At 71.4% G+C, this 20757-nt stretch carries 18 protein-coding genes; 6 read left to right on the forward strand and 12 right to left on the reverse strand.

The annotated features are described in order from the left end of the window. Positions 1-59 precede the first annotated feature (59 nt). Positions 60-488, reverse strand: a complete 429-nt coding sequence (locus AC0IY1_RS23095) for a MarR family winged helix-turn-helix transcriptional regulator (RefSeq protein ID WP_055958752.1) — start codon at positions 486-488, stop codon at positions 60-62. A gap of 272 nt (positions 489-760) precedes the next feature. Between AC0IY1_RS23095 and AC0IY1_RS23100 the strand changes: the two genes are divergently transcribed. After that, positions 761-1858: a branched-chain amino acid aminotransferase gene (locus tag AC0IY1_RS23100; protein ID WP_055958370.1), complete on the forward strand. Its 1098-nt coding sequence runs from the start codon at positions 761-763 to the stop codon at positions 1856-1858. A 16-nt stretch (positions 1859-1874) separates the two neighbouring features. On the opposite strand, the gene leuD is transcribed toward AC0IY1_RS23100, so the two are convergent. Then, positions 1875-2483: a 3-isopropylmalate dehydratase small subunit gene (gene leuD / locus AC0IY1_RS23105; RefSeq protein ID WP_471772735.1), complete on the reverse strand. Its 609-nt coding sequence runs from the start codon at positions 2481-2483 to the stop codon at positions 1875-1877. 2 nt (positions 2484-2485) lie between these two features. Beyond that, complete coding sequence (leuC, locus tag AC0IY1_RS23110; protein ID WP_471772736.1) at positions 2486-3916, reverse strand: 3-isopropylmalate dehydratase large subunit; 1431 nt, start codon at positions 3914-3916, stop codon at positions 2486-2488. A gap of 209 nt (positions 3917-4125) precedes the next feature. Here leuC and AC0IY1_RS23115 point away from each other — a divergent pair, with 209 nt between their 5' ends. Beyond that, the gene (locus AC0IY1_RS23115) at positions 4126-5055 is read left to right on the forward strand and encodes a LysR family transcriptional regulator (protein WP_055958362.1); all 930 of its coding nucleotides are present in this window, start codon (positions 4126-4128) and stop codon (positions 5053-5055) included. A gap of 4 nt (positions 5056-5059) precedes the next feature. Here AC0IY1_RS23115 and AC0IY1_RS23120 read toward each other — a convergent pair whose 3' ends face one another. The 4 genes from AC0IY1_RS23120 to AC0IY1_RS23135 form a co-directional block, all read right to left on the reverse strand. Further along, a complete protein-coding gene (locus AC0IY1_RS23120; RefSeq protein ID WP_471772738.1) occupies positions 5060-6172 on the reverse strand; it encodes an NHL repeat-containing protein in 1113 nt (370 codons plus the stop codon). Between the two features lie 145 nt (positions 6173-6317). Continuing rightward, positions 6318-7322 carry a glycosyltransferase family 4 protein gene (locus AC0IY1_RS23125; protein ID WP_471772740.1) on the reverse strand — a complete coding sequence of 335 codons (1005 nt, stop codon included), beginning with the start codon at positions 7320-7322 and terminating at the stop codon, positions 6318-6320. Between the two features lie 31 nt (positions 7323-7353). Further along, positions 7354-8190, reverse strand: a complete 837-nt coding sequence (locus tag AC0IY1_RS23130; RefSeq protein ID WP_471772742.1) for a glycosyltransferase family 32 protein — start codon at positions 8188-8190, stop codon at positions 7354-7356. A 101-nt stretch (positions 8191-8291) separates the two neighbouring features. Then, positions 8292-9521, reverse strand: a complete 1230-nt coding sequence (locus AC0IY1_RS23135; protein ID WP_471772744.1) for a lytic murein transglycosylase — start codon at positions 9519-9521, stop codon at positions 8292-8294. 290 nt (positions 9522-9811) lie between these two features. On the opposite strand from AC0IY1_RS23135, the gene AC0IY1_RS23140 reads away from it, so the two are divergent. Continuing rightward, positions 9812-10042, forward strand: a complete 231-nt coding sequence (locus AC0IY1_RS23140; RefSeq protein ID WP_055958346.1) for a hypothetical protein — start codon at positions 9812-9814, stop codon at positions 10040-10042. Between the two features lie 13 nt (positions 10043-10055). On the opposite strand, the gene AC0IY1_RS23145 is transcribed toward AC0IY1_RS23140, so the two are convergent. Beyond that, positions 10056-10193: a hypothetical protein gene (locus AC0IY1_RS23145; RefSeq protein ID WP_156375853.1), complete on the reverse strand. Its 138-nt coding sequence runs from the start codon at positions 10191-10193 to the stop codon at positions 10056-10058. Between the two features lie 275 nt (positions 10194-10468). On the opposite strand from AC0IY1_RS23145, the gene AC0IY1_RS23150 reads away from it, so the two are divergent. Next, positions 10469-11266, forward strand: coding sequence for a lytic murein transglycosylase (locus AC0IY1_RS23150; protein WP_055958339.1), 798 nt, complete (start codon positions 10469-10471; stop codon positions 11264-11266). Between the two features lie 45 nt (positions 11267-11311). On the opposite strand, the gene AC0IY1_RS23155 is transcribed toward AC0IY1_RS23150, so the two are convergent. The 3 genes from AC0IY1_RS23155 to AC0IY1_RS23165 all read right to left on the reverse strand — a co-directional run bounded on the left by AC0IY1_RS23155 (position 11312) and on the right by AC0IY1_RS23165 (position 14174). Then, positions 11312-11686: a hypothetical protein gene (locus AC0IY1_RS23155; protein WP_103711798.1), complete on the reverse strand. Its 375-nt coding sequence runs from the start codon at positions 11684-11686 to the stop codon at positions 11312-11314. A 534-nt stretch (positions 11687-12220) separates the two neighbouring features. Next, positions 12221-13573, reverse strand: coding sequence for an L-serine ammonia-lyase (locus AC0IY1_RS23160; protein WP_471772747.1), 1353 nt, complete (start codon positions 13571-13573; stop codon positions 12221-12223). 178 nt (positions 13574-13751) lie between these two features. Beyond that, positions 13752-14174: a response regulator gene (locus AC0IY1_RS23165; RefSeq protein ID WP_103711799.1), complete on the reverse strand. Its 423-nt coding sequence runs from the start codon at positions 14172-14174 to the stop codon at positions 13752-13754. A 629-nt stretch (positions 14175-14803) separates the two neighbouring features. Between AC0IY1_RS23165 and sfnG the strand changes: the two genes are divergently transcribed. Together sfnG and AC0IY1_RS23175 are read left to right on the forward strand one after the other, a co-directional pair. After that, the gene (gene sfnG, locus AC0IY1_RS23170; RefSeq protein ID WP_471772750.1) at positions 14804-15919 is read left to right on the forward strand and encodes a dimethylsulfone monooxygenase SfnG; all 1116 of its coding nucleotides are present in this window, start codon (positions 14804-14806) and stop codon (positions 15917-15919) included. 43 nt (positions 15920-15962) lie between these two features. Continuing rightward, a complete protein-coding gene (locus AC0IY1_RS23175; RefSeq protein ID WP_471772752.1) occupies positions 15963-17222 on the forward strand; it encodes an SfnB family sulfur acquisition oxidoreductase in 1260 nt (419 codons plus the stop codon). 187 nt (positions 17223-17409) lie between these two features. On the opposite strand, the gene AC0IY1_RS23180 is transcribed toward AC0IY1_RS23175, so the two are convergent. Next, positions 17410-20280 (reverse strand): ATP-binding protein, encoded by a 2871-nt coding sequence (locus AC0IY1_RS23180; RefSeq protein ID WP_471772754.1) that lies wholly within the window; start codon positions 20278-20280, stop codon positions 17410-17412. Between the last annotated feature and the right edge of the window lie 477 nt (positions 20281-20757).

Genomic DNA, 20757 nt, shown 5'->3' on the forward strand with positions numbered 1-20757 from the left:
ACGCGGCGTTCGGCAGCAGCCCGGCCGCGGAACGAACGCCCGCAGCGGTTGCACGTCCGTCAGCGGGTCGCGGAGGCCTGCAGAACCGCGAAGACGCGCAGGCTCGCTTCCAGGTCGGCGGTGCTGACCTCGGCGAAGACTTCGGCGCGCAGGCGGGCGAGATCGGCCTCCATATGGGCGACCACGGCCGTGCCGGCCGGCGTCAGGCTGAGCACCTTGGCCCGGCGGTCCGTGGGATCTTCGCGGCGGACCGCGAGGCCGGCTTCGCAGAGCTGGTCGAGGAGACGCACCAACGACGGTCCCTCGATGCCGACGGCCTCGGCCAGGGCGTTCTGCCGCGGCGCACCGTCGAGACGGGCGATCATGATCAGCGGCACGGCGGTTGCGTCCGAGAGGCCGTGCGCCTCCATCACGGCGTTGGCGGCGCGGCGCCAGTGGCGCCCCGTCAGCAGCAGGGTGTGCGTGTAGGCGAGGCGGAGCTGGTCCAGGCTGCGGGAGGGCGGCGGATTGACCGGCGCCGGCTCCGCGGACGGTTTTGGAGGCGACACGCACCAGGCTCCTGTGACACCGACCGGTGGATGATCCGATTCTCTTTTCGTTTGCGTATTATTAGGATGCAATCCGTTTGATCGCAAGCGGACATCGTCGTATCAGGACACCAGCCCACGTCTCGTCGTCCGGATGCGCCCGGCGGCCCGCGCCGTGGCGGGCGCTGCACCGGCCCTTGATTGATCCGACGAGACGTAAGTAAGGACTGACGATGAGCGCCCCCGACGACCTCTCCTTCACCACGCAGCCGCATGCCTCGCCTGTCTCACCGGAGCGCCGGGCCGAGCTCCTCGTCGATCCCGGCTTCGGGCGGGTGTTCACCGACCACATGGTGACGATCCGCTACGTCGAGGGACGCGGCTGGCACGATGCCCGCGTCGAGGCGCGCGCGCCGATCGCCCTCGATCCGGCGGCGGCGGTGCTGCACTACGCCCAGGAGATCTTCGAGGGGCTGAAGGCCTACCGCACGGCCGATGGCGGTGCCGCCCTGTTCCGGCCGGAGGCCAACGCCCTGCGCTTCCGTCGCTCGGCCGAGCGCCTGGCGATGCCGCCGCTCCCCGACGCCGCCTTCGTCGAATCGGTCAAGCAGCTCGTCAGCGCCGACCGCGACTGGATTCCGTCGAGCGAGGGCGGCAGCCTGTACCTGCGCCCCTTCATGATCGCCAGCGAGGTGTTCCTCGGGGTCAAGCCATCCTCCGAATACCTCTACCTCGTCATCGCCTCGGCAGTGGGCGCCTACTTCAAGGGCGGCTCCGAGACCGTGACGGTCTGGGTCTCGCGGGACCAGACCCGCGCGGCGCCCGGCGGCACCGGTGCGGCCAAGTGCGGCGGCAACTACGCCGCCAGCCTGCGCGCCCAGGCGGCGGCTGTGGAGCATGGCTGCGCCCAGGTGGTCTTCCTCGACGCGGTCGAGCGCCGCTGGGTCGAGGAACTCGGTGGCATGAACATCTTCTTCGTCTTCGACGACGGCTCGATGGTCACCCCGCCCCTGAGCGACACCATTTTGTCGGGCATCACCCGCGACTCGATCCTGACCCTGGCCCGGGCGGACGGCATCTCGGTCGCCGAGCGGCCCTATTCCATCGACGACTGGAAGGCGGACGCCGCCAGCGGACGCCTGCGCGAGGTCTTCGCCTGCGGCACCGCCGCGGTCATCACGCCGGTCGGGACCGTGCGCAGCGCCGACGGGGAGTTCTCGGTCTCGGATAACGTCGCTGGGCCGGTGACGAAGCGCCTGCGCTCGGCCCTCGTGGACATCCAGCGCGGCAACGCCCCCGATCCCCACGGCTGGGTCACGCGGGTGTATTGAGCGGTCGTCGCTCGGCTCAGGCGAGCCAGGGCTGGGCCGCGAGGTGCCGGGCCTGGAACGCCCGGATCGCCTCCGCGTGGTCGAGGGTGGCACCGATCGCGTCGAGGCCCCGGACGAGGTGATCCTTGCGCCGGGCCGGGATGTCGAAGCGCTGCACCACGCCGTCCGCGGTGGCGATGGTCTGGGCCGGCAGGTCGATCGTCATGCGATTGCGGGCGGGGTCGGCCGCCAGGGCCGCCAGATCCGCGACAGGCTCGGGTGAAAGCTCGATCAGCAGCAGACCGTTATTGGCGGCGTTGTCGGCAAAGATGCCGGCGAAGCTGGTGCCGATGACCGCGCGGATGCCACCCTGGAGCAGGCCCCAGACCGCATGCTCGCGCGACGAGCCGCAGCCGAAATTCGGGCCGACCACGAGGATGCACGCCCCCTGCCAGGCGGGCCGGTTGAGGACGAAGTCAGGGCGCGGCTGGCCGGGGCCGACGTAGCGCAGGGCGTGGAAGGTGGCCGCGCCCAGGCCGGCGCGGTCGATCCCCTTCAGGAACTGCTTGGGCATGATGACGTCGGTATCGATGTTGGCTCCGGGCAGGCCGGCGGCCGGACCCGCGACGATCGTGAACGGCTGCATGGTCAGGTCTCCGGCGCGAGGCGGCGGCTGTCGATGAGGTGGCCCGCGATGGCCGCGGCTGCCACCATGGCGGGGCTCATCAGGTGGGTGCGCCCGCCTGCGCCCTGGCGGCCCTCGAAGTTGCGGTTGGTGCTGGAGGCGCAGCGCTCGCCCGGCGCCAGCACGTCGTCGTTCATGGCCAGGCACATCGAGCAGCCGGATTGGCGCCACTCGAACCCGGCATCGCGGAAGACCCGGTCGAGCCCCTCGGCCTCGGCGGCCCGGCGCACGCTGGAGGAGCCTGGCACCACCATGGCCTGGACCCCGTGTGCGACCCGCCGGCCGCGCACGAGGGCGGCGGCCTCGCGCAGGTCGGAGAGCCGGGCGTTGGTGCAGGAGCCGATGAAGGCGCGCTGGATCGGGATGGCCGCGAGGGGCGTACCCGGCACCAGGTCCATGTAGGCCAATGCCCGGACCATGTCCCGCCGCCGGGCCGGATCGGGCTCGGCCGCCGGATCCGGCACGCAGCCGTTGACCGGGCCGGCCTGGTCCGGGCTGGTCCCCCAGGTGACCATCGGCTCGATCGCGGACGCGTCGAGGGCGACCTCGCGGTCGAACGCGGCCCCGTCGTCGCTGCGCAGGGTCCGCCAATGAGCCGCGGCGGCTTCCCAGAGGGCGCCCTTCGGCGCGCGGGGCTTGTCCACCAAGTAGTCCAGCACGGTCTGGTCGGGGGCCATGACGACGCCGCGGGCGCCACACTCGACGGCCATGTTGCAGATCGTCATGCGCCCCTCGACGGACAGGGCCGCGACGGCGGGGCCGGCGAACTCGACGGCGTAGCCCGTCGCTCCGTCGGCGCCGATCCGGCGGATCAGGGCCATGACCACGTCCTTGGCGGTGACGCCCGGCGCCAGGGCGCCCGAGACCGTGACCCGCAGGGTCTTCATCCGCCGGTACACCAGGGTCTGGGTGGCGAGGTAGTGCTCGATGTCCGAGGTGCCGATGCCGAAGCCGAGGGCGCCCAGCGCCCCGTAGGTGGTGGTGTGGCTGTCGCCTGCCGCCACGATCATGCCCGGCAGGACGAAGCCCTGCTCGGGGGCGACCACGTGCTCGATGCCCTGGAGGGGGTGCAGCACGTCGAGGAGTTCGATCCCGAAATCCCGGCAGTTCTCGTCGAAATACGCGACCTGCCGCGCTCCGCCCGGATCGGGCATGGCGGCGACGCGCTGGGCCGCCGTGGGATTGACGTGATCGACCACCGCCAGGGCGGCCTCCGGTCGCCAGACCCGACGCCCGGCGGTGCGCAGGCCGCTGAAGGCCTGCGGGCTGGTGTACTCGTTGAGCACGGTGCGATCGACGTAGAGCAGGACGCTGGCCCCGGGGCCCTCGGCCGCGTCGAGGCAGCGCACGGTGTGAGCGTCCACCAGCTTGTCGTAGAGGGTGCGGGCCTGCATCGATCGGCTCTCTGGCTCAGGCGGGATTTGGGCGTGGGACTTGGGCGTGGGACTTGGGCTCAAGCGGGACTGAACCCGATCCGGCCCTGCGAGGCCAATGCCGATGCGGCATCGGGTGATGCCGGGCTCCCCGGCCGGTTGACCCTGGGGCGGCCCGCTCGCAATCTGCCACCTTCGACGATCCCCGACCTCTCGAGAGCACCGACGCGATGGACTCCGCCTGGCTGGAGGATTTCCTGGCCCTGGTCGACGGCGGCCACTTCTCCCGGGCCGCCGAGCAGCGCGGCATCACCCAGCCGGCCTTCAGCCGCCGGGTCCGGGCCCTGGAAGACTGGGTCGGCGGCCCGCTCTTCGACCGCGAGAGCCAGCCCGTGACCCTGACCCCCGCGGGCATCCGCTTCCGCCCGGTGGCGGAGGAGACCCTGCGCCGGCTCTACCAGGGACGCGAGGCCGCCCGCGAGGCCGGACGCGCCGCCGCCGAGACCCTGCGCTTCGCCTCGACCCAGGCCCTGTCGCTGACCTTCTTCCCGCGCTGGCTGCAGGCCCTTGAGGCGCGCGAATCGTTCAGCGCCACCGTCCATCTGACGGCGGCGCACATGGCCGCCTGCGAGCAGGTGATGCTGCGCGGCGAGGCGCAGTTCCTGCTCTGCCACCACCACCCGGCGGCAGCGAGCTTCCTGATGTCGGATCAGTTCCACAACCTGCCGGTCGGCGCGGACCGGCTGCTGCCCGTGAGCGCGCCGGAGGCCGGAGGAACGGCGCCGCTGTTCTCCCTGTCGGCGCCCTCGGACACCCCGGTTCCCCTCCTGAGCTTCAGCGGTGAATCCGGGATCGGGCGCATCCTCGCCGCCACCCGGGCGGTCGAGGAGAGCGGCGCGCGGCTCAGCCCGAGCTTCACCTCGCATCTCGCCTCGGTGCTGGTGGCCATGGCCCGGGCGGGCCGGGGTCTCGCCTGGGCGCCGATGAGCCTGGTGGCCGACGACCTCGCCCGCGGCACCCTGGTACGGGCGGCGCCGGCGGAGCGGGACGTCGCCATCGAGATCCGGCTCTACCGGGCTCGAGCCCGCCAGAGCCCGCCGGCCGAGCGCCTCTGGGCGGCGTTGGCGCGCGGGCCCGGCCCGGCCGAGGGGACGGTGTGAGGGATCAGGGCAGCGCGGCGCGCTTGCGCAGGATCATGTCGCCCCGGAACAGGAACTTCTGGGCACGCTTGCCGGTGTCGACCTCGGTGGTGAAGACGTTGCCGTGGCTGTCCACCGCGAGGTTGTGGACCCAGTGGAAGTCGCCCGCCATCCGGCCGTTGCGGCCGAAGGCGCCGAGCACCTCGCCGGTCTCGCGGCTCAGGGTGCGGACCTCGTTGTTGGCCCCGTCCGCGTTGAGGAGATAGCTCTGCTCGGCGTCGGGCCAGAGCGCCAGTTCCCAGACGGAGCCGTTGGCCCGGGTGCTCTTCTCGACGAAGAACTCCTTCACGAAGGTGCCGTCACGGTGAAAGACCTGGACCCGGTCATTGGTGCGGTCGCAGACGTAGACAAGACCGTCGCGGGCAATCTGCACGCAGTGGACGGGATTGCGGAACTGCTGGGCCGGGGCCGCCGCCGGGTCGTAGGCCGGCAGGGCCTCGTCCGTGGGCGGCTTGCCGTAGGCACCCCACATCCGCTTGAACGCCCCCGTCTCGGCATCGAACACGATGACCCGGTGGTTGAAGTAGCCGTCGGCGACGTAGAGCTCGTTGGTCTCGGGATCGACCTGCATCGCGGCCGGCTTGCCGAGCCGGGTGGTGTCGAGGCTGTTGGTCTGCGGGCCCTGCTTGCCGATCTGCAGGACGAACTTGCCCTCGGCCGTGAACTTGAGGATCTGCCCGTCGGTGTCGCCGTTTCCGGCGAGCCAGACGAAGCCCTTGTGATCGATGTGGATGCCGTGCTCGTTCTGCGGCCAGTCGTAGCCCTCGCCGGGACCGCCCCAGCTTCGGATCAGGGTGCCGGCCTGGTCGAACACCAGCACGGGGGGCGCGGGACGGCAGCACTTGGTACGCGGCGGCGACAGGCTCGCGGCCTTCTCGTCGTCGGTGAGGGTGCGCGGGCGCTGCACCACCCAGATGTTGTCCTGCCCGTCGACGGCGACGCCCGAGGCCTGCCCCATGATCCACTGGTTGGGCAGCGGTTTCGGCCAGGCCGGATCGACCTGGAAGGTCAGTGGATCCGCATACGCCACAGTCGCCCAAGCGACCGCGAGCGCGGCCAGACCAAGCCGAAGCCTCATGCTTTCCTCCCGATGTCGTCCGGCCTTGGCGACCGGCTCTTGATGATCGGTTCTTGAACACAGTATTCGCGCCTCGCGGGGAGGCGTCCAGTCGCGGCGGAGCGGAGGCGTGTCGCCGACCCGGATCTGTCACCCGGCCGGGGCGTCAGGCGCCCTCGCGGGACGGCCCCCGGAGGATCGCCTCCCAGAGGATTGCCGCCCGCTCCCAGGTCAGGGCTCGGCGCTGCAGGAGCGCGCCGGCGCTGAGCTCCGACCAGAGGTCGTCCTGGGTGGCGAGGCTCACGATGGCCTCGGCGAAGGCCGCATCCGTCCCGGCGATCCAGCCGTTCACGCCGTGCTGCACCCGCTCGGCGAGGGCGCCGATGCCGGCGGTCACCACCGGCAGCCCCATGGCCTGGGCCTCTGCCGCGGCGAGGCAGAAGGTCTCGTCGGGGGAGCCGGGGCAGACCATGGCCCGCGCAGTGCCGTAGAACGCCGCCAGGGCGGCGGCCCCACGGCGAGGATGGAACACCACCGGTCCGCGATCGTCGGGCGAGTCGGGCTGTTCGGATCCGAAGACGTGGAGCTTCGCGCCCGAGGCGATCAGGGGTGCGGCGCCGCGCCAGAGCCGCAGCATCCGGTCCAGGCCGCGCTGGGGCTGGGAGGCGTAGACGAAGTGCCGGCTCCGGCCCCGCGTCGGCTCGGGCGTCAGGAACACGGGCGAGACGCCGTGCGGGACGACGTGCCGGCGCCGGAAGGGGTAGAGCGGTGACATGATCCGCGCCGCGAGGGTGCCGACGAAGACGGCCTCGGGCCGCAGGGACAGGAAAGGCAGGAGGTAGCCCTTCCGCACGGACTTCTCGACGTTCAGCGGATTGTGGACCCAGACGATGCCGCGCCGGCCCGGATGGGCGCGGAGCGGGCGGGGATCGTTGCTGGTGACCACCGCGTCGGCCTCGCAGCCCGCGGCCTCGCCGAGCGGGATGTTGCGGACCCCGTCCCGCTCGACCGTCCCGCTCCGGCGCGTGGCCAGGGTCACCGCCCAGCCCCGTCGGGCCAGGGCGCGGGACAGGGCGATGTTCGTGCTCTCGATCCCGCCGAGGCCGATCTCGGGCGGCGTGTCGAGGCCGAAGGCCACCGGCGTCGCGCAGATGAACAGGACCCGACGCATCGACATCTCCAGGGATCGCGTGTCCGGCCGGTCAGAGGCCGAGGCTCCGGGCCTGCTGGCCGAGCCAGGAGGCGGGCGGCGGGGGAGCGTCCCGGCCGATCGACCAGAGCTTGCCGCGCCAGGCATGCACCGAGACCGTCTCGGGCCCGATGAGCGCGCGGGCCGCCCGGTCGTCCGCCTCTGTCAGGAGGTGGGCGTCGTCGTCGCCGAGAGGATAGAACACCTCCCGCGCCTGGGCATGGCCCTCCAGGCGGAGCTTGCGCACGAAGTAGGTGAGGGCGCGCGGGCCGATCGCCAGGCGCTCCGGGTGGAACGGGATGCGCTTGCCGATCAGCAGTTCGAGGCGGCGCTTGACCCGGATGTGTCCGGTCGCCCAGGGCGCTCGAATCGGCACCGTCGAGATCGCGTCCCAGTAGCGGGTGACGAGCTCGGATTCCGGGGGAGCCGACAGGATCGCGTTGTTGAGGCGGCTCGCGTTGAGCCAGCCGAAGACGTACGCGGCCGCGCCGGCGGGCGTTTCGAGGGGGCGCTGGAAGACGCAGTCGAGGTCCGACCAGATGCCCTTGCCGTCGCGGATCAGGCTCAGCCGCAGGTAGTCGGCGTAGAAGGCGAGGACCCCGCGGCTGCGATAGAGATCCGCCATGAAGTTCGGCCCGATCCCCTCGCGGGCATCGATCACCGTGCCGGGCAGGCCCTGCGCGCGCAGGGCGGCGACATCGTGCGCGTAGATGTGGAGCGGGTGCCCCGCCGCGACGATCGAGGCCGCGCTGAGCCGTTCGAGCCAGGTCACCGGCCCTTCCCAGTAGGTGACGATGGTCCTCGGTGGCGTTCGCTCGGGCGCAACGGGCATGGCCGCGGATCGACTCATTCCCTCTCACGCCCCTCCGTCTCGCCGCCGCGCGGTCTCGGTTCCTGGGGGCTGCTCTATCGCGGCCCCTCCGGCACGACCACCGCTAAATCCGGTCCGGGTCACGGGGAGGCCAGGATCCGCTCCCGCAGGGCAGCGTCGGCGTAGCCGTCGGGTGGCAGGCCGTTGGCGGCTTGGAAGGCCCGGATCGCCGCCCGCGTCCGGGGGCCGATCTTGCCGTCGGCGCTACCGGCCGGAAACCCGCGCTCGGCCAAGCGCAGCTGCAGCGCCCGGACGTCCCCGGCACTCGGCATCACCGTGTCACGCGGCCAGTCCCGGGTGAAGGCCGGCTCACCGCGCAGGCGGTCGGACAGGTGCGCCACGCTGAGCGCGTAGGCGAGGGCGGTGTTGTAGCGCAGGATGATCCGGAAGTTGGGCTGGAGCAGGAAGGCGGGCCCGCCCGCGCCCGCCGGCAGGACCAGCGTCGCCGGGCCGCCCTCTTCCGCCAGCGGCTGGACCGGGATCACGCCGCGTTCGCGCCAGGCGGCGATGCTCCGCTCCGTGGTCTCGTCGGCCAGCGCGAAGTCGAATCCCTCCGGCAGCCGCGCCTCGCTGCCCCAGCGCGCCCCGGAGCGCCAGCCCATCGCCACCAGGTAGTTGGCCGTGGAGGCGAGGGCATCCGGCACCGAGCTCCAGATGTCGCGCCGGCCGTCCCCGTCGAAATCCACCGCGTAGGCCTGGTAGACGGTCGGCATGAACTGGGTGTGGCCCATGGCCCCGGCCCAGGACCCGGTGAGCGGCCCGGGGGGGCCCTTGTCCTGAGCCTGGATCTCCAGGGCGGCGATCAGCTCCGTGCGCCAGTAGGGCGCTCGCTCCGTCTCGGTGCAGGCCAGGGTCGCCAGGGCGCGCAGGACGGGGCGGACGATCCCGGGATCCTCAAGGACGCTGCCGTAGGTCGATTCGACCCCCCAGAAGGCCGCCAGGATGAAGCGGTCGACGCCGTACCGGGCCTCGATGGATTCGAAGGTCGCAGACCACTCCGCCAGCTTGCGTCGCCCCTCGGCGATCCGCGTCTCCGTGAGGTTGGCATCGAGGTAGGACCAGATCGGTGTCACGAATTCCGCCTGGCCCTGCGGCGCAGCGGCCACCGCGGCATCCGGCGAGAGGGCGCGCAAGCCGTCCGCCACCCGCGCGGGAACGCCGCGCGCCTCCGCCTCGGCGGCGATCGCCCCGGTGCACCGCTCGAAGGCGAGGGGTTGCGCCCCGCCCCCGGATGCGGCACCCGCGGCGGGGGCCGCGGTCTCGGCCAACGCGGTACGGCCCGCGCCCGGAAGCAGGAACAGGGCGGCCATGACAGAGCGCGCGGCGGCAGGCCCGAGCAGAACCCCGGAGCGTCGCTGGCAGCACCACATGCGGGTCGTCTCCCTCCCTCGTTCCGTCGGGAGCCTAGCGTCGCCGACCCGAGGGCGAAAGCGGCCCCTCGCGACGCATCGCCCTCCGCGGACCTTCACGTGATCGGCGCGCGCTGGCCCGGCAGCGGCATCAACCGACCGTTGCGAAACCAACGCTGCGCGTTGAGGATGCGGCGAGGGAGGACCACCATGCGTTGCCGGAACCGGCGTGATCGCTTGCGAGGCGGCCGATGCTGATCGCGCTGCTTCTGTTCGTGAGCGCGATCGCGGTCGGCTTCTACAGCCGGGTCATGACGGCCGTCGGATTGTCCGGTCTCGTGGTCGTCCTCTCCGTCGTGGTGTGGATCGCCCGGGGCGACGCCTCCGCCGTCGGCGGGCTCGTACTCCTCGCCCATCTCAGCGCCCTGCAGGCCGGCTACCTGCTCGGCGCCTATCTGCGCGTCCGCGCCGACGACCCCTGACGGTGCGGACGCCTCACCAGAACCAGACCGCCGTCTCGCTGAGCGCCAAGATCGGCCACCACAGGAGCAGGGCCGTCGCGCAGAGAACCAGCACCAGCGACAGGGGCGGACGCCGGTTCGAACCAGGACGGCGTGTCTTGAAGCGGAACATGATCGATGCGGCCCGGGACAGTTCGACGTTCGTCTTGGGCTGAACTGCACGGTCCGGGCCGTCGCGGCGGCGAGGGCGACGCGACGACCCGGCGGTGCATTCGGACATCTCTGCGTAACCAAACGCGGGGAAGTGATGTCCGAGGCCCGGTTCGCAAGCAAAATTGCCGCAATGTGGCTCGACTCCCGACCACGTTTGCCGCCTTGCTCCGCGCAAGGGGTCACCATCGATCCGTGCGGCCCCGGGGCGGCGTCGCGCGGCCAGGGAGTTTTGACATGATCGGACGTGGGTATCGGGCGCCGTGGATCGCGGCGGCCTTCGCGGCGCTCGTCTGTGCGACGGGCGGGGCGAATGCGGCGCAGTGCGGCAACAGCGCGGCTGGCTTCGAAGCCTGGAAGCGGGAATTCGCCGAGGAGGCACGCGGCCGGGCCAGTGCCGCGAGCCTCGCCGCCCTGATGGGCACGTCCTACTCGACGGCGACCATCTCGGCCGATCGCGGCCAGAAGAGCTTCAAGCTCTCCCTCGATCAGTTCCTGGCCAAGCGCGGCGGCACCACCATCGTGTCGCGCGGCCGCGCCCTGAAGGCGCAGAACGCCGCCCTGTTCGATTCGATCGAGCAGCGCTACGGCGTGCCGCCCGGCCCGCTCCTGGCGATCTGGGGCATGGAGACGGGCTTCGGCGCAGTGAAGGGCAACGTGAACACGCTCTCGGCAGTCGCGACCCTCGCGTACGATTGCCGCCGCTCGGCCTACTTCACCGATCAGCTCTACGCTGCCCTCACCCTGGTGGATCGCGGCGTCCTGACCGCGAGCACCCGGGGCGCGGCCCACGGCGAGGTGGGCCACACCCAGTTCCTGCCCAAGAACGTCCTGAACTACGGTGTCGGCGGCAGCCTCGACAGCAGCGCCAACGCCCTCAACTCCACCGCGAACTTCCTCAAGGGCCATGGCTGGCGCGCGGGCGCCGGCTACCAGCCGGGTGAGCCGAACTTCGCGGCCATCCAGGGCTGGAACGCCGCGTCGGTCTACCAGCGCGCCATCGCGCTGCTCGGCGAGCGCATCGACGGCCGCTAGCGGACCCCGCCTCGCTCCGCGCGCCGGCGCGGAGCGAGTTCGGCCTCAGGGCCGCAGCCCGGCGACGTCGTCGCTGCAGAGCATCAGGTCGGTCGCTCCCGCGACGAGACCGGCGACGGCGCGCAGGTCCTGCGGCTCGCGCGGGCTCGCCGCGACCCGTCCGGCATCGCGCTTGAGGGCGCGGTTGCAGCCGCAGGAGGGCAGGCCTCCGTCGGGGGTACAGGCATCGTGCTTGCGGCAGGCGGCGTCGAGGGCGTCGATCGGGGCCACATCCATGCCGTCGTTGCCGGGGCCGCAATAATGCCCGTGCATGAGCAGGGTGGGGCGCGGCGTCTGACCGGGACCCGTCAGGTCCTGGGCGGCGACGGGCGTGGCGAGGGTGAAGGCTCCGAGAATCAGGGCGAGCGTCAGGGTCCGCATGGCGGGTCTCCGGTCAGAAAATCAGGTTGAGGACATCGTGGCAATCGAGCCCACCGAACGCGTGGCGGTGCCGACGCAGCGGTCGGGCGCGCACGCCCGGAGGCGGCCGCGTGCGGACCGCTCAGGACGGGGCCGCGTCGCGGATGAGCGCCGAGGCGCGATCCGGCCCGGGGCCGGCGGTTCCGATCGTCGGCGATGCGAAGGTCATGGTGGTGAAGGTCATGGTGGCGAAGGTCATGGTGGCATTGTCCCGCGTCTTGGCAGGACGGATCGAACGCGGGCCGCACGCGCTGGCCGCTTCCGCCGTCCGGTAGACCCCTCGGGCGTTACAACCGGATCGGAACCACGGCGTTCCATAATTTTCAGAGAGCAGCCGGTCTGGACCCGCGAACGCTGGCCACGCTCAAGCTTGCGTTCGGTCATGCGCCATGGAAGCTCGGCAATGAGTCGGAGACCCGTGCCAAGACCCGCGCGAAGGCCCGCGCCGGTCTGGCGCCATTAGGAAACCAATTCGTTCCTTTTAAGCGGTGGGCCTCAACAGGCCGCGACGTTCACCGCGAGGCCACCGAGGGAAGTCTCCTTGTACTTCGCCTGCATGTCGTGGCCGGTCTGGCGCATGGTCTCGATGACCTCGTCGAGGGTGACGCGGTGAATGCCGTCGCCGCGCAGCGCCAGGGACGCCGCCACCACCGCCTTGTTGGCCCCGAAGGCGTTGCGCTCGATGCAGGGGATCTGCACCAGCCCGCCGATGGGGTCGCAGGTCATGCCGAGATGATGCTCCATCGCGATCTCGGCGGCATTCTCCACCTGGGCCGGGCTGCCGCCGAGGAAGGCCGCGAGCCCCGCCGCCGCCATCGCGGCCGCTGAGCCGACCTCCCCCTGGCAGCCGACCTCGGCCCCCGAGATCGACGCGCGGGTCTTGATCAGGCCGCCCACCGCCGCGGCGGTGAGCAGGAACTCCCGGGCACGAGCATCCGACCAGTCGGGGCAGAAGTCCCGGGCGTAGCGCAGGACGGCCGGCACGATTCCGGCCGCGCCGTTGGTGGGCGCCGTCACCACCCGTCCGCCCGCCGCGTTCTCCTCGTTCACCGCCAGCGCGTAGAGGCTGATCCAATCCACGATCTCGTGGGCGGCGCGCGCATTGCGCAGGCGCCCGGCGGTGAGGTCGTCGTGCAGCCGCTTGGCGCGCCGGCGGACCTTAAGGCCGCCGGGCAGCTCCCCGTCCTGGCGTAGCCCCCGGTCGATGCAGGCGAACATCGCGTCGCGGAGGGCATCGAGCCCGGCCTCCACCGCCTCCGGGGCGCGGGTGCCGCACTCGTTGGCGAACTGCACCTCGGCGATGGAGAGGCCCTCGGCGACACAGAGCGCGAGGAGACCGGCGGCACTGGCATAGGGCAGGGGGCAATCCGTCTCCGCCCCCGATGCGCCCTGCGCCTCCGCCTCCGTCACCACGAAGCCGCCGCCGACGGAGTAGTAGATCTCGCTGTCGAGGATCGCGCCGGCGGCATCGAGGGCGCGAAAGCGCAGACCGTTCGTGTGCAGGGGCAGCACGTCGGTGAAGTTGAACGCGAGGTCCGCGGCCGGGTCGAAGGCCGGGCCCGCGGGAGCCAATCGCTTCTCCGCGCCGAGCGTCGCGACGAGGCCGGCCACCCCGTCCGGGTCGACCGTGCGAGGGTCGTGGCCGAGGAGCCCGAGGAAGATCGCCGTGTCGGTGCCGTGCCCGCGCCCCGTCCAGGCCAGGGAGCCGAAGATCTCCGCCTGGATGCGGGCGAGCCCGGGCAGCCCCGCGGTCCGGGTACGGAAGCGGTGGGCGGCCACCATCGGGCCGACGGTGTGCGAGCTCGACGGGCCGATCCCGATCTTGAAGAGGTCGAAGGCGCTGATCATCGGGTCTCGCGTTCCGGGTGGGACCGACACCCGCGCAGGAACCGCGCCACCGCCCTTCGACGATGCGGGCGGGACGTCGGCCGGGGGGCGGCGCCTCGCCTGATACACTGCGGGGTCGGGGCCGCGTATCCCGAATTTGTGCCGTCGGCCCTGGACGGCGGGACCCGATCCCGGCGAATCAGGCCGCCGCGCGGTCGTAATCGGTCCGGTCGACGGCCGAGGCCAGGAGCTCGGCGACCAGGGCGACGAGCTGGTGCCCGTGATACGGCGTGCGCAGGCGCAGCGACCCGGGTTCCAGGGCCTCGGCGTCGAGCTGGCGCAGCGAGCGGGCGGTGTAGACGACCCCCACCGCCGGGTCGAGACAACGGGCTACGCCGGCGAGCGAAAGGCCGTCCACCGTGTCGCGCACGTCGGCATCGGTCACCAGCACGTCGACGCGGCGCGCGGCGGTCTGGGCGAGGAGCAGGCTCTCGACCTCGCCGGCCGTGCGCGCGCCGAGCACCTCGTAGCCCGACATCTCCAGGCAGCTCGTGGTGATGGAGCGGGTCAATTCGTCTCCGGCGAGGAGAACCACGAGCGGTTGGCGGGACGCGGCCATCATGCGTGAACTTCCTGGGTAAACCGATCTCGCGCGCTTCGGCTTTCAAGTGGATGGTGGCGCGATCGTAGGATCGACCAATTAACGCGTGCTTAAACGACCGGTTTCACGAGGCAACATCAATTCTTTCTATAAGCACACAAGATCGGCAATTTGCAGCACATGCCCACCTTATCAGCATAAACCTGCCCGAAAAGATATCGATCCAAGCAGGCCGACTGCGTCGACTGGATTTCACCCCCGATCTCCGCCTGGAATAAGGGCATTGCCTGGGCGAAAACCGTGCCGCTCCTCATCTCCCCGTGCCTCCGCGTGCACCAGATCCAGGCCGGGCGGGCGATCCCGCCCCGCGCTTGGGCCGGTGAAGCAAACTTCCGGCCAGTGCTCGCGATCGGGGAAGGAGCTTTTCCGTTCGGACCGAAAAAAGCCGTTTGCTTCCTTTGACGCACGGACAACTTCGCGCAATCCTAGGAACACAGCGACAAACCGGAACACTAATCGAGACAATATCAGTTTTCACAAGCATGTGATGCGTCAGGTTTTTGTATTCATTCCGTCAAAGAGTTGGTATTGGGGCGCGGCCCCATGGGCCCTGCCGGAACGCGTGGCTCGATCAACGCAGGGGTGGGAAGATGGCCTTTCAAACCGGAAATCGTGACGGCAGCGAACCGATCCGCTTCGCCTACTGGGTCCCCAACGTCTCGGGCGGCCTCGTCATCAGCAAGATCGCCCAGCGCACGAGTTGGGACGCGCCCTACAACCGGCGCCTCGCGCAGATCGCGGAGGAAGCCGGGTTCGACTACGCCCTCACGCAGATCCGCTTCACCGCCGGCTACGGCGCCGAGTATCAGCACGAATCCGTCGCCTTCAGCCACGCCCTGCTGGCAGCCACCTCCAAGCTGAAGGTGATCGCCGCTCTGCTACCGGGTCCCTGGAACCCGACGCTCGCCGCCAAGCAGATCGCCACCATCAGCCAGATCACGGAGGGGCGTATCGCCATCAACGTGGTCTCGGGCTGGTTCTCGGGCGAGTTCCGCGCCATCGGCGAGCCGTGGCTCGACCATGACGAGCGCTACCGCCGCTCGGAGGAGTTCATCCGGGCCCTGCGGGGGATCTGGACCCAGGACAATTTCACCTTCCGGGGCGATTTCTACCGCTACAGCGACTATACCCTGAAGCCGAAACCCGCCGATCCGCAGCCCGAGATCTTCCAAGGCGGCTCATCCCGGGCGGCGCGCGACATGGCGGCCCGCGTCTCGGACTGGTACTTCACCAACGGCAACACGCCCGAGGGCATCCGGGCCCAGGTCGACGACGTCCAGGCCAAGGCGCGCGCCAACGGCCACGCGGTGAAGGTCGGCGTCAACGCCTTCGTCATCGCCCGCGACACCGAGGCGGAGGCCCGCGCCGTCCTCCAGGAGATCATCGACCACGCCGACCCGGACGCCGTGAAGGCCTTCGGGCACGAGGCGAAGAACGCCGGCAAGGCCTCGCCGGAGGGCGAGGGCAACTGGGCCAAGTCGAGCTTCGAGGATCTCATCCAGTACAACGACGGCTTCAAGACCAACCTGATCGGCACGCCCGACCAGATCGCCGAGCGCATCGTGGCGCTGAAGGAGGTCGGCGTCGACCTCGCCCTGCTGGCCTTCCTGCACTTCCAGGAGGAGGTCGCGTATTTCGGCGAACACGTGATCCCGCGGGTGCGGGCCCTGGAGGCCGCGCGCCGCGAGCGGGCGCAGGCGGCCTGAGCCGAGCCCGTCCCGAACGCGCCCCCTGATCCGGAGATATCCCATGACCATCGCCGTCAGCCCGCCCCCGCGCGACACCGATCGCTGGCCCGACGACGCACCCGGCCCCGCGCGTCCGGCCGCGCCGGCCCACGTCATCCGCGACGCGGCCGAGGCCCTGCGCGTCGCCCACGCCCTGGCGACAACGTTCCGGGCCGGCGCCTCCGAGCGCGACCGCACCGGGCGCCGCCCCCTGGCCGAGCTCGACGCGTTCTCCCAGAGCGGCCTGTGGTCGATCACCGTGCCGCGGGCCCATGGCGGGCCGGGGCTGTCCTACAGGATCCAGGCCGAGGTGATCGCCCTCATCTCGGCCGCCGACCCGTCGATCGGTCAGATCGCCCAGAACCACCTCGGCATCGTGGCCGCCATCGACACGGTCTCGGACGAGGCCCAGAAGGCCCTGCTGTTCGGCCTCGTCCTGGCCGGTACCCGGTTCGGCAACGCCTTCTCGGAGATCGGCACGCCGCGCGCCGCCGACTTCAAGACCCACTTCGTGGAGGACGGCGACCACGTGGTGGTGCACGGCACCAAGTTCTACGCCACCGGTGCGCTGCTCGCCCACCTCGTGCCCATCGTGGCCCTCGATGGCGAGGGCCGCGCCTGGTACGCCATCGCGCAGCGCAACGCGCCCGGCCTGACGGTGATCGACGATTGGTCGAGCTTCGGCCAGCGCACCACCGCGAGCGGCACCGTGCGGATCGACGGCGTGCGCGTGCCGAAAACCCACCTGGTGCCGGCCTGGAAGGGCTACGCGCAGCCGAGCGCCGACGGTGCGATCTTCCAGATCATCCAGGCGGCCGTGGATGCGGGCATCGCCCGGGCGGCGCTCGCCGAGACCATCGACTTCGTGCGCACGAAATCGCGCCCCTGGATCGACAGCGGCCTGGCGCGTGCCTCCGACGACCCCCACACCATCCGCATCGTCGGCGACCTGACGATCCGCCTGCATGCGGCCGAGGCGCTGCTCGACCGGGCAGGCCTCGCCCTCGACGCCGCCGTGGCCGCCCCCGATGCCGAGACGGTGGCGGCCGCGCAGCTTGCGGTAGCGGAAGCCAAGGTGCTCACCACCGAGGTGGCGCTCAGCGCCAGCAACACCCTGTTCGAGCTCGCCGGCACCCGTGCGACGCTGGCCGAGCACAACCTCGACCGGCACTGGCGCAACGCCCGCACCCACACGCTCCATGACCCCGTACGCTGGAAATACGCGATCGTCGGCAATCATGCCCTCAACGGGGTGAACCCACCCTTCCACGCATGGAGCTGACCGGGGACGCCGACCCGCAACGTCCTCGACGTCCCCTCACGGCCGGCTCGCGTCCGGCAGCGGGCGCCCGCGCGCGGACGGAGGCGCCGGTTCCTACCGAGCCTCTGGCCGTGCGGGCAGAGGCTCCACACCGATCAGACCCGCCGGGATCCTCGCATAGACACCGCCCGCTCCGGAGCGGGGTCGCTCAGGCCGAACGCCGCGCCGCCCCCACCTCGTCCGGATCGAGCGCCTGCCCGAGCCGGGCCGCGAGGGCCTCCAGGGTCCGGTCCAGCAATGGCGACAGACCGGCGATCTCCGCGTCCGTGGCACGGAGGGCGCCGGCGCGGGCCTCGGCCTCGATTTCTCCCAGCACCAGACCCAGGGCGCGGCCACCGATGTTCAGGCTCATCGACTTCAGGCTGTGCGCCGCGCGCGCGATCGCATCGGCATCGCCGCGGCTTGCCGCCACCCGGAGGTCCGCGAGGGCCTTCGGCGCGTGGTCCCGATAGAGGCCGAGCACGCGCGCACTGAAATCGCCGCCGGCCCGGGCCGCCATGTCGATCAATCCCGCGAGTACGTCCTCGTCGAGAAGGCCGGCCGCCTCCCGCTCGGGCGCGGCATCGGGCGCGGCATCGAGCACGGAGAGTCTCGGCGCGCCCGCGCTTTCCGCCTCGGGCACCAGGAAGGTCGCCAGCGTGTCGGCGAGGGCCGCCAGGGTGAAGGGCTTGGCCAGCTTGGCGTCCATTCCGGCCTCGCGCCACGCCTCGGCACCGGCCCCGACCACGTGGGCCGTGAGAGCGACGATGGGCGTGCGGGCGCGGCCCTGCGCGAGGGCCTCGGCCCGAATGGCCTCGGCCGCCGCGTAGCCGTCGAGGACCGGCATGCTGCCGTCCATCAGGATGAGGTCGAACGCCCGGTCGCGACAGGCTTCGAGTGCCGCGCGGCCGTCCTCGACCAGGGTGAGGGCGGTGACGCCACAGCGGGCCAGGGCCTCGCGGGCGACCTCGCGGTTCACCGGGCTGTCGTCGGCCACCAGGATGCGCGCGGCGGGGAATTGCGGCAGGCGCCTGCGGGCGGACAGGCGGGTGCCCGGTCCGGAGGCGAACGGCGTCCCGCCGGCCAGGGAGTCCAGGGCCCCGCGCCACTCCTCCTGGACGACCGGCCAGCTCAGGAGATGATCGGCCCAGCCCGCCTCCAGGACCGGGGCCGCGGCGGCATCGCCGAGGCGCGCCAGGGCCAGGACCCGGCCCGGACCGGTCGGGCGACGCCCCAGGGCCAGGATCGTGGCCGCATCCGCGATCCAGTGCGCCGCCTCTGCCCCGGCCGCCTCCGCCGGACGGCAGGTGAACCCGGCTTCCGCGAGGCAGAGCCCGAGGCTCTCTCGCGTGGCGTCGCCCGACAGCGCGAGCACGATCCCGGCCCCGACCGCGTCCGCACGCCGGACGAGGGTCGGCGCGCCGGAACCGATCGCCTCCAGGGGCAACTCGGCCCAGAAGGTCGAGCCGGCACCGAGCACGCTCTCGACACCCATGCGACCGCCCATGGCGAGGGCGAGGCGATGGGCGATTGAGAGGCCGAGGCCGGTGCCGCCGAAGCGCCGGGTGGTCGACTGATCGGCCTGCGCGAAGGCCGAGAACAGGGTCCCGACCTTGTCGGCCGGGATGCCGACGCCGGTATCCCGGACGCTGAGGCGCAGCATGCCGGCCGCGCCGCGCTCCAGCCGCACCAGGACCGAGCCGGACGGGGTGAACTTCAGAGCATTGTTGACGAAGTTGCTGAGGATCTGGCCGAGGCGCACCGGATCGCCGAGCACCTGGCGCGGTACGTCCGGCGCCACGTAGGCGGCGAGGTCGAGGCCGGTCTCGACGGCCTTCTCGGCGAAGAGCGAGACCACGGTGTCGACGATCTCGGACGGATCGACGGCGATGCGCTCCAGATCGAGCTTGCCCGCCTCCACCTTCGCGAAGTCGAGGATGTCGTTGATGATCGCCAGCAGGCTCTGCCCGGAGCGGGCGACCACCTCGGCGTAACGCTGCTGCCGCTGGGGCAACTCGGAAGCCGCCAGGAGTTCGGCCATCACCAGCATGCCGTTGAGCGGCGTGCGGATCTCGTGGCTCATGGTGGCCAGGAAGGTCGACTTGGCGGCGTTGGCGGCCTCGGCCGCCTGCTTGGCCTCGTGCAGGTCGGCGGTGCGTTCCGCCACGTCGGCCTCCAGGCGCTGCATGTACTGCGCCAGGCGGGCGTCGCGCTCCCGCACGGTGTCGAGAAGCGCGTTGAACGAGCGCGCCAGCACGCCGACCTCGTCGTCCCGCGCGATCACCGCGCCCTGCGTGTAGTCCTGCGCGATGCGGACGCGGTCCATGGTGCCGGCGAGCGCCGCGATCGGCTGGGTGATCGCCCGCTGGATCGCGTAGGAGATCGCGAAGCCCAGGACCATGACCAGGCTCGAGATCAGGGCCGAGGTCCGCAGCAGCGCCAGCAGGCGGTCGTTGAGGTCGGCCAGGTCGGAGACGAGGATGAGATTGCCGACTGTCCGGCCCGCCTCCTCGACGGTCACCGCCACCAGGGCGGTCCGGCTGGTGAGGAGGGCCAGGGGCGACTGCCCCTTTCGAAGGTCGAAATCATCGGTGAGGCGGGCCGTGAGACCCCGGTCGGCCAGGATCGAGCCGTCGGGCCGCTCGATGGCCGCATAGACGAGCTCGCTCCGGTCTCCCTCCCCGGTTCGGTCGTCCGCCGTCTCGCCGTCGCTCGCCTCGCCGTTGAGGACCCTGGCGTCGCGGGTCTTGCCGATAGCGTTCAGGACGCGGGCCGCCGCCGCCTCGTCCCCGGCCGCCGTGGCCCGCGCGCTCGCCGCCGCGAGTACGTTGGCGATGGCGACGAGGCCGTCCCGCTTGTCGTCGGCGTAGCGATTCACCTCCTGCCAGAGCGAGAGCAGCGTTCCGGCGAGGAAGGCGATCGCCACGGAGGCGCAGACCGCCAGGGCCAGGCGTCCGGCCAGGGTGCGCTGCCGACCCGGACGCCGGGCGGACGGAGGGGTTTGCCGGGAAGGGTCGGGGGCGCGCCGGGGATCGGTCATGGTCGCAGCAGCGTACCGGGTGTTGGTTGGAAGGGTCTTAATCGTTCTCCGAGCGCGCCGTCGCGACACGTCCGGAACGGACCCGGAGACAGGCATTCGACCAGCCCCATCCGCAATCAGCACGCGCATCGAGCGTCGAGCCGCGACCAGGCACTGAACCTCTCCATCCCGATCCGGTGATCGGGGGAACGATTCCACGCGAAGTCTTGGCGGCGCGGCCACGAATGCCTCGATACCTTTCCGGCGGGACATCGCTTCGTCCGGCTTGCCGGAATCTTAAGTGGTCGGCGCTAGACCAGGGCAGGGCTGCCGACGCCCCCTCGAACGCGTTCCGATCGGCCGCCCGATCCGTATGCCGCCCGTATCCATGTGCGATCCCGCAAATCCTGAACTCGTGAATCCCGATCGCGTTGCCGCAGGTTCTAGCCACGCACCCGGCGGCGGGAGCGGGACGTCGCTGCGCATCGTCCTGGCGCG

This window comes from Methylobacterium sp. AC690 (assembly GCF_979256535.1).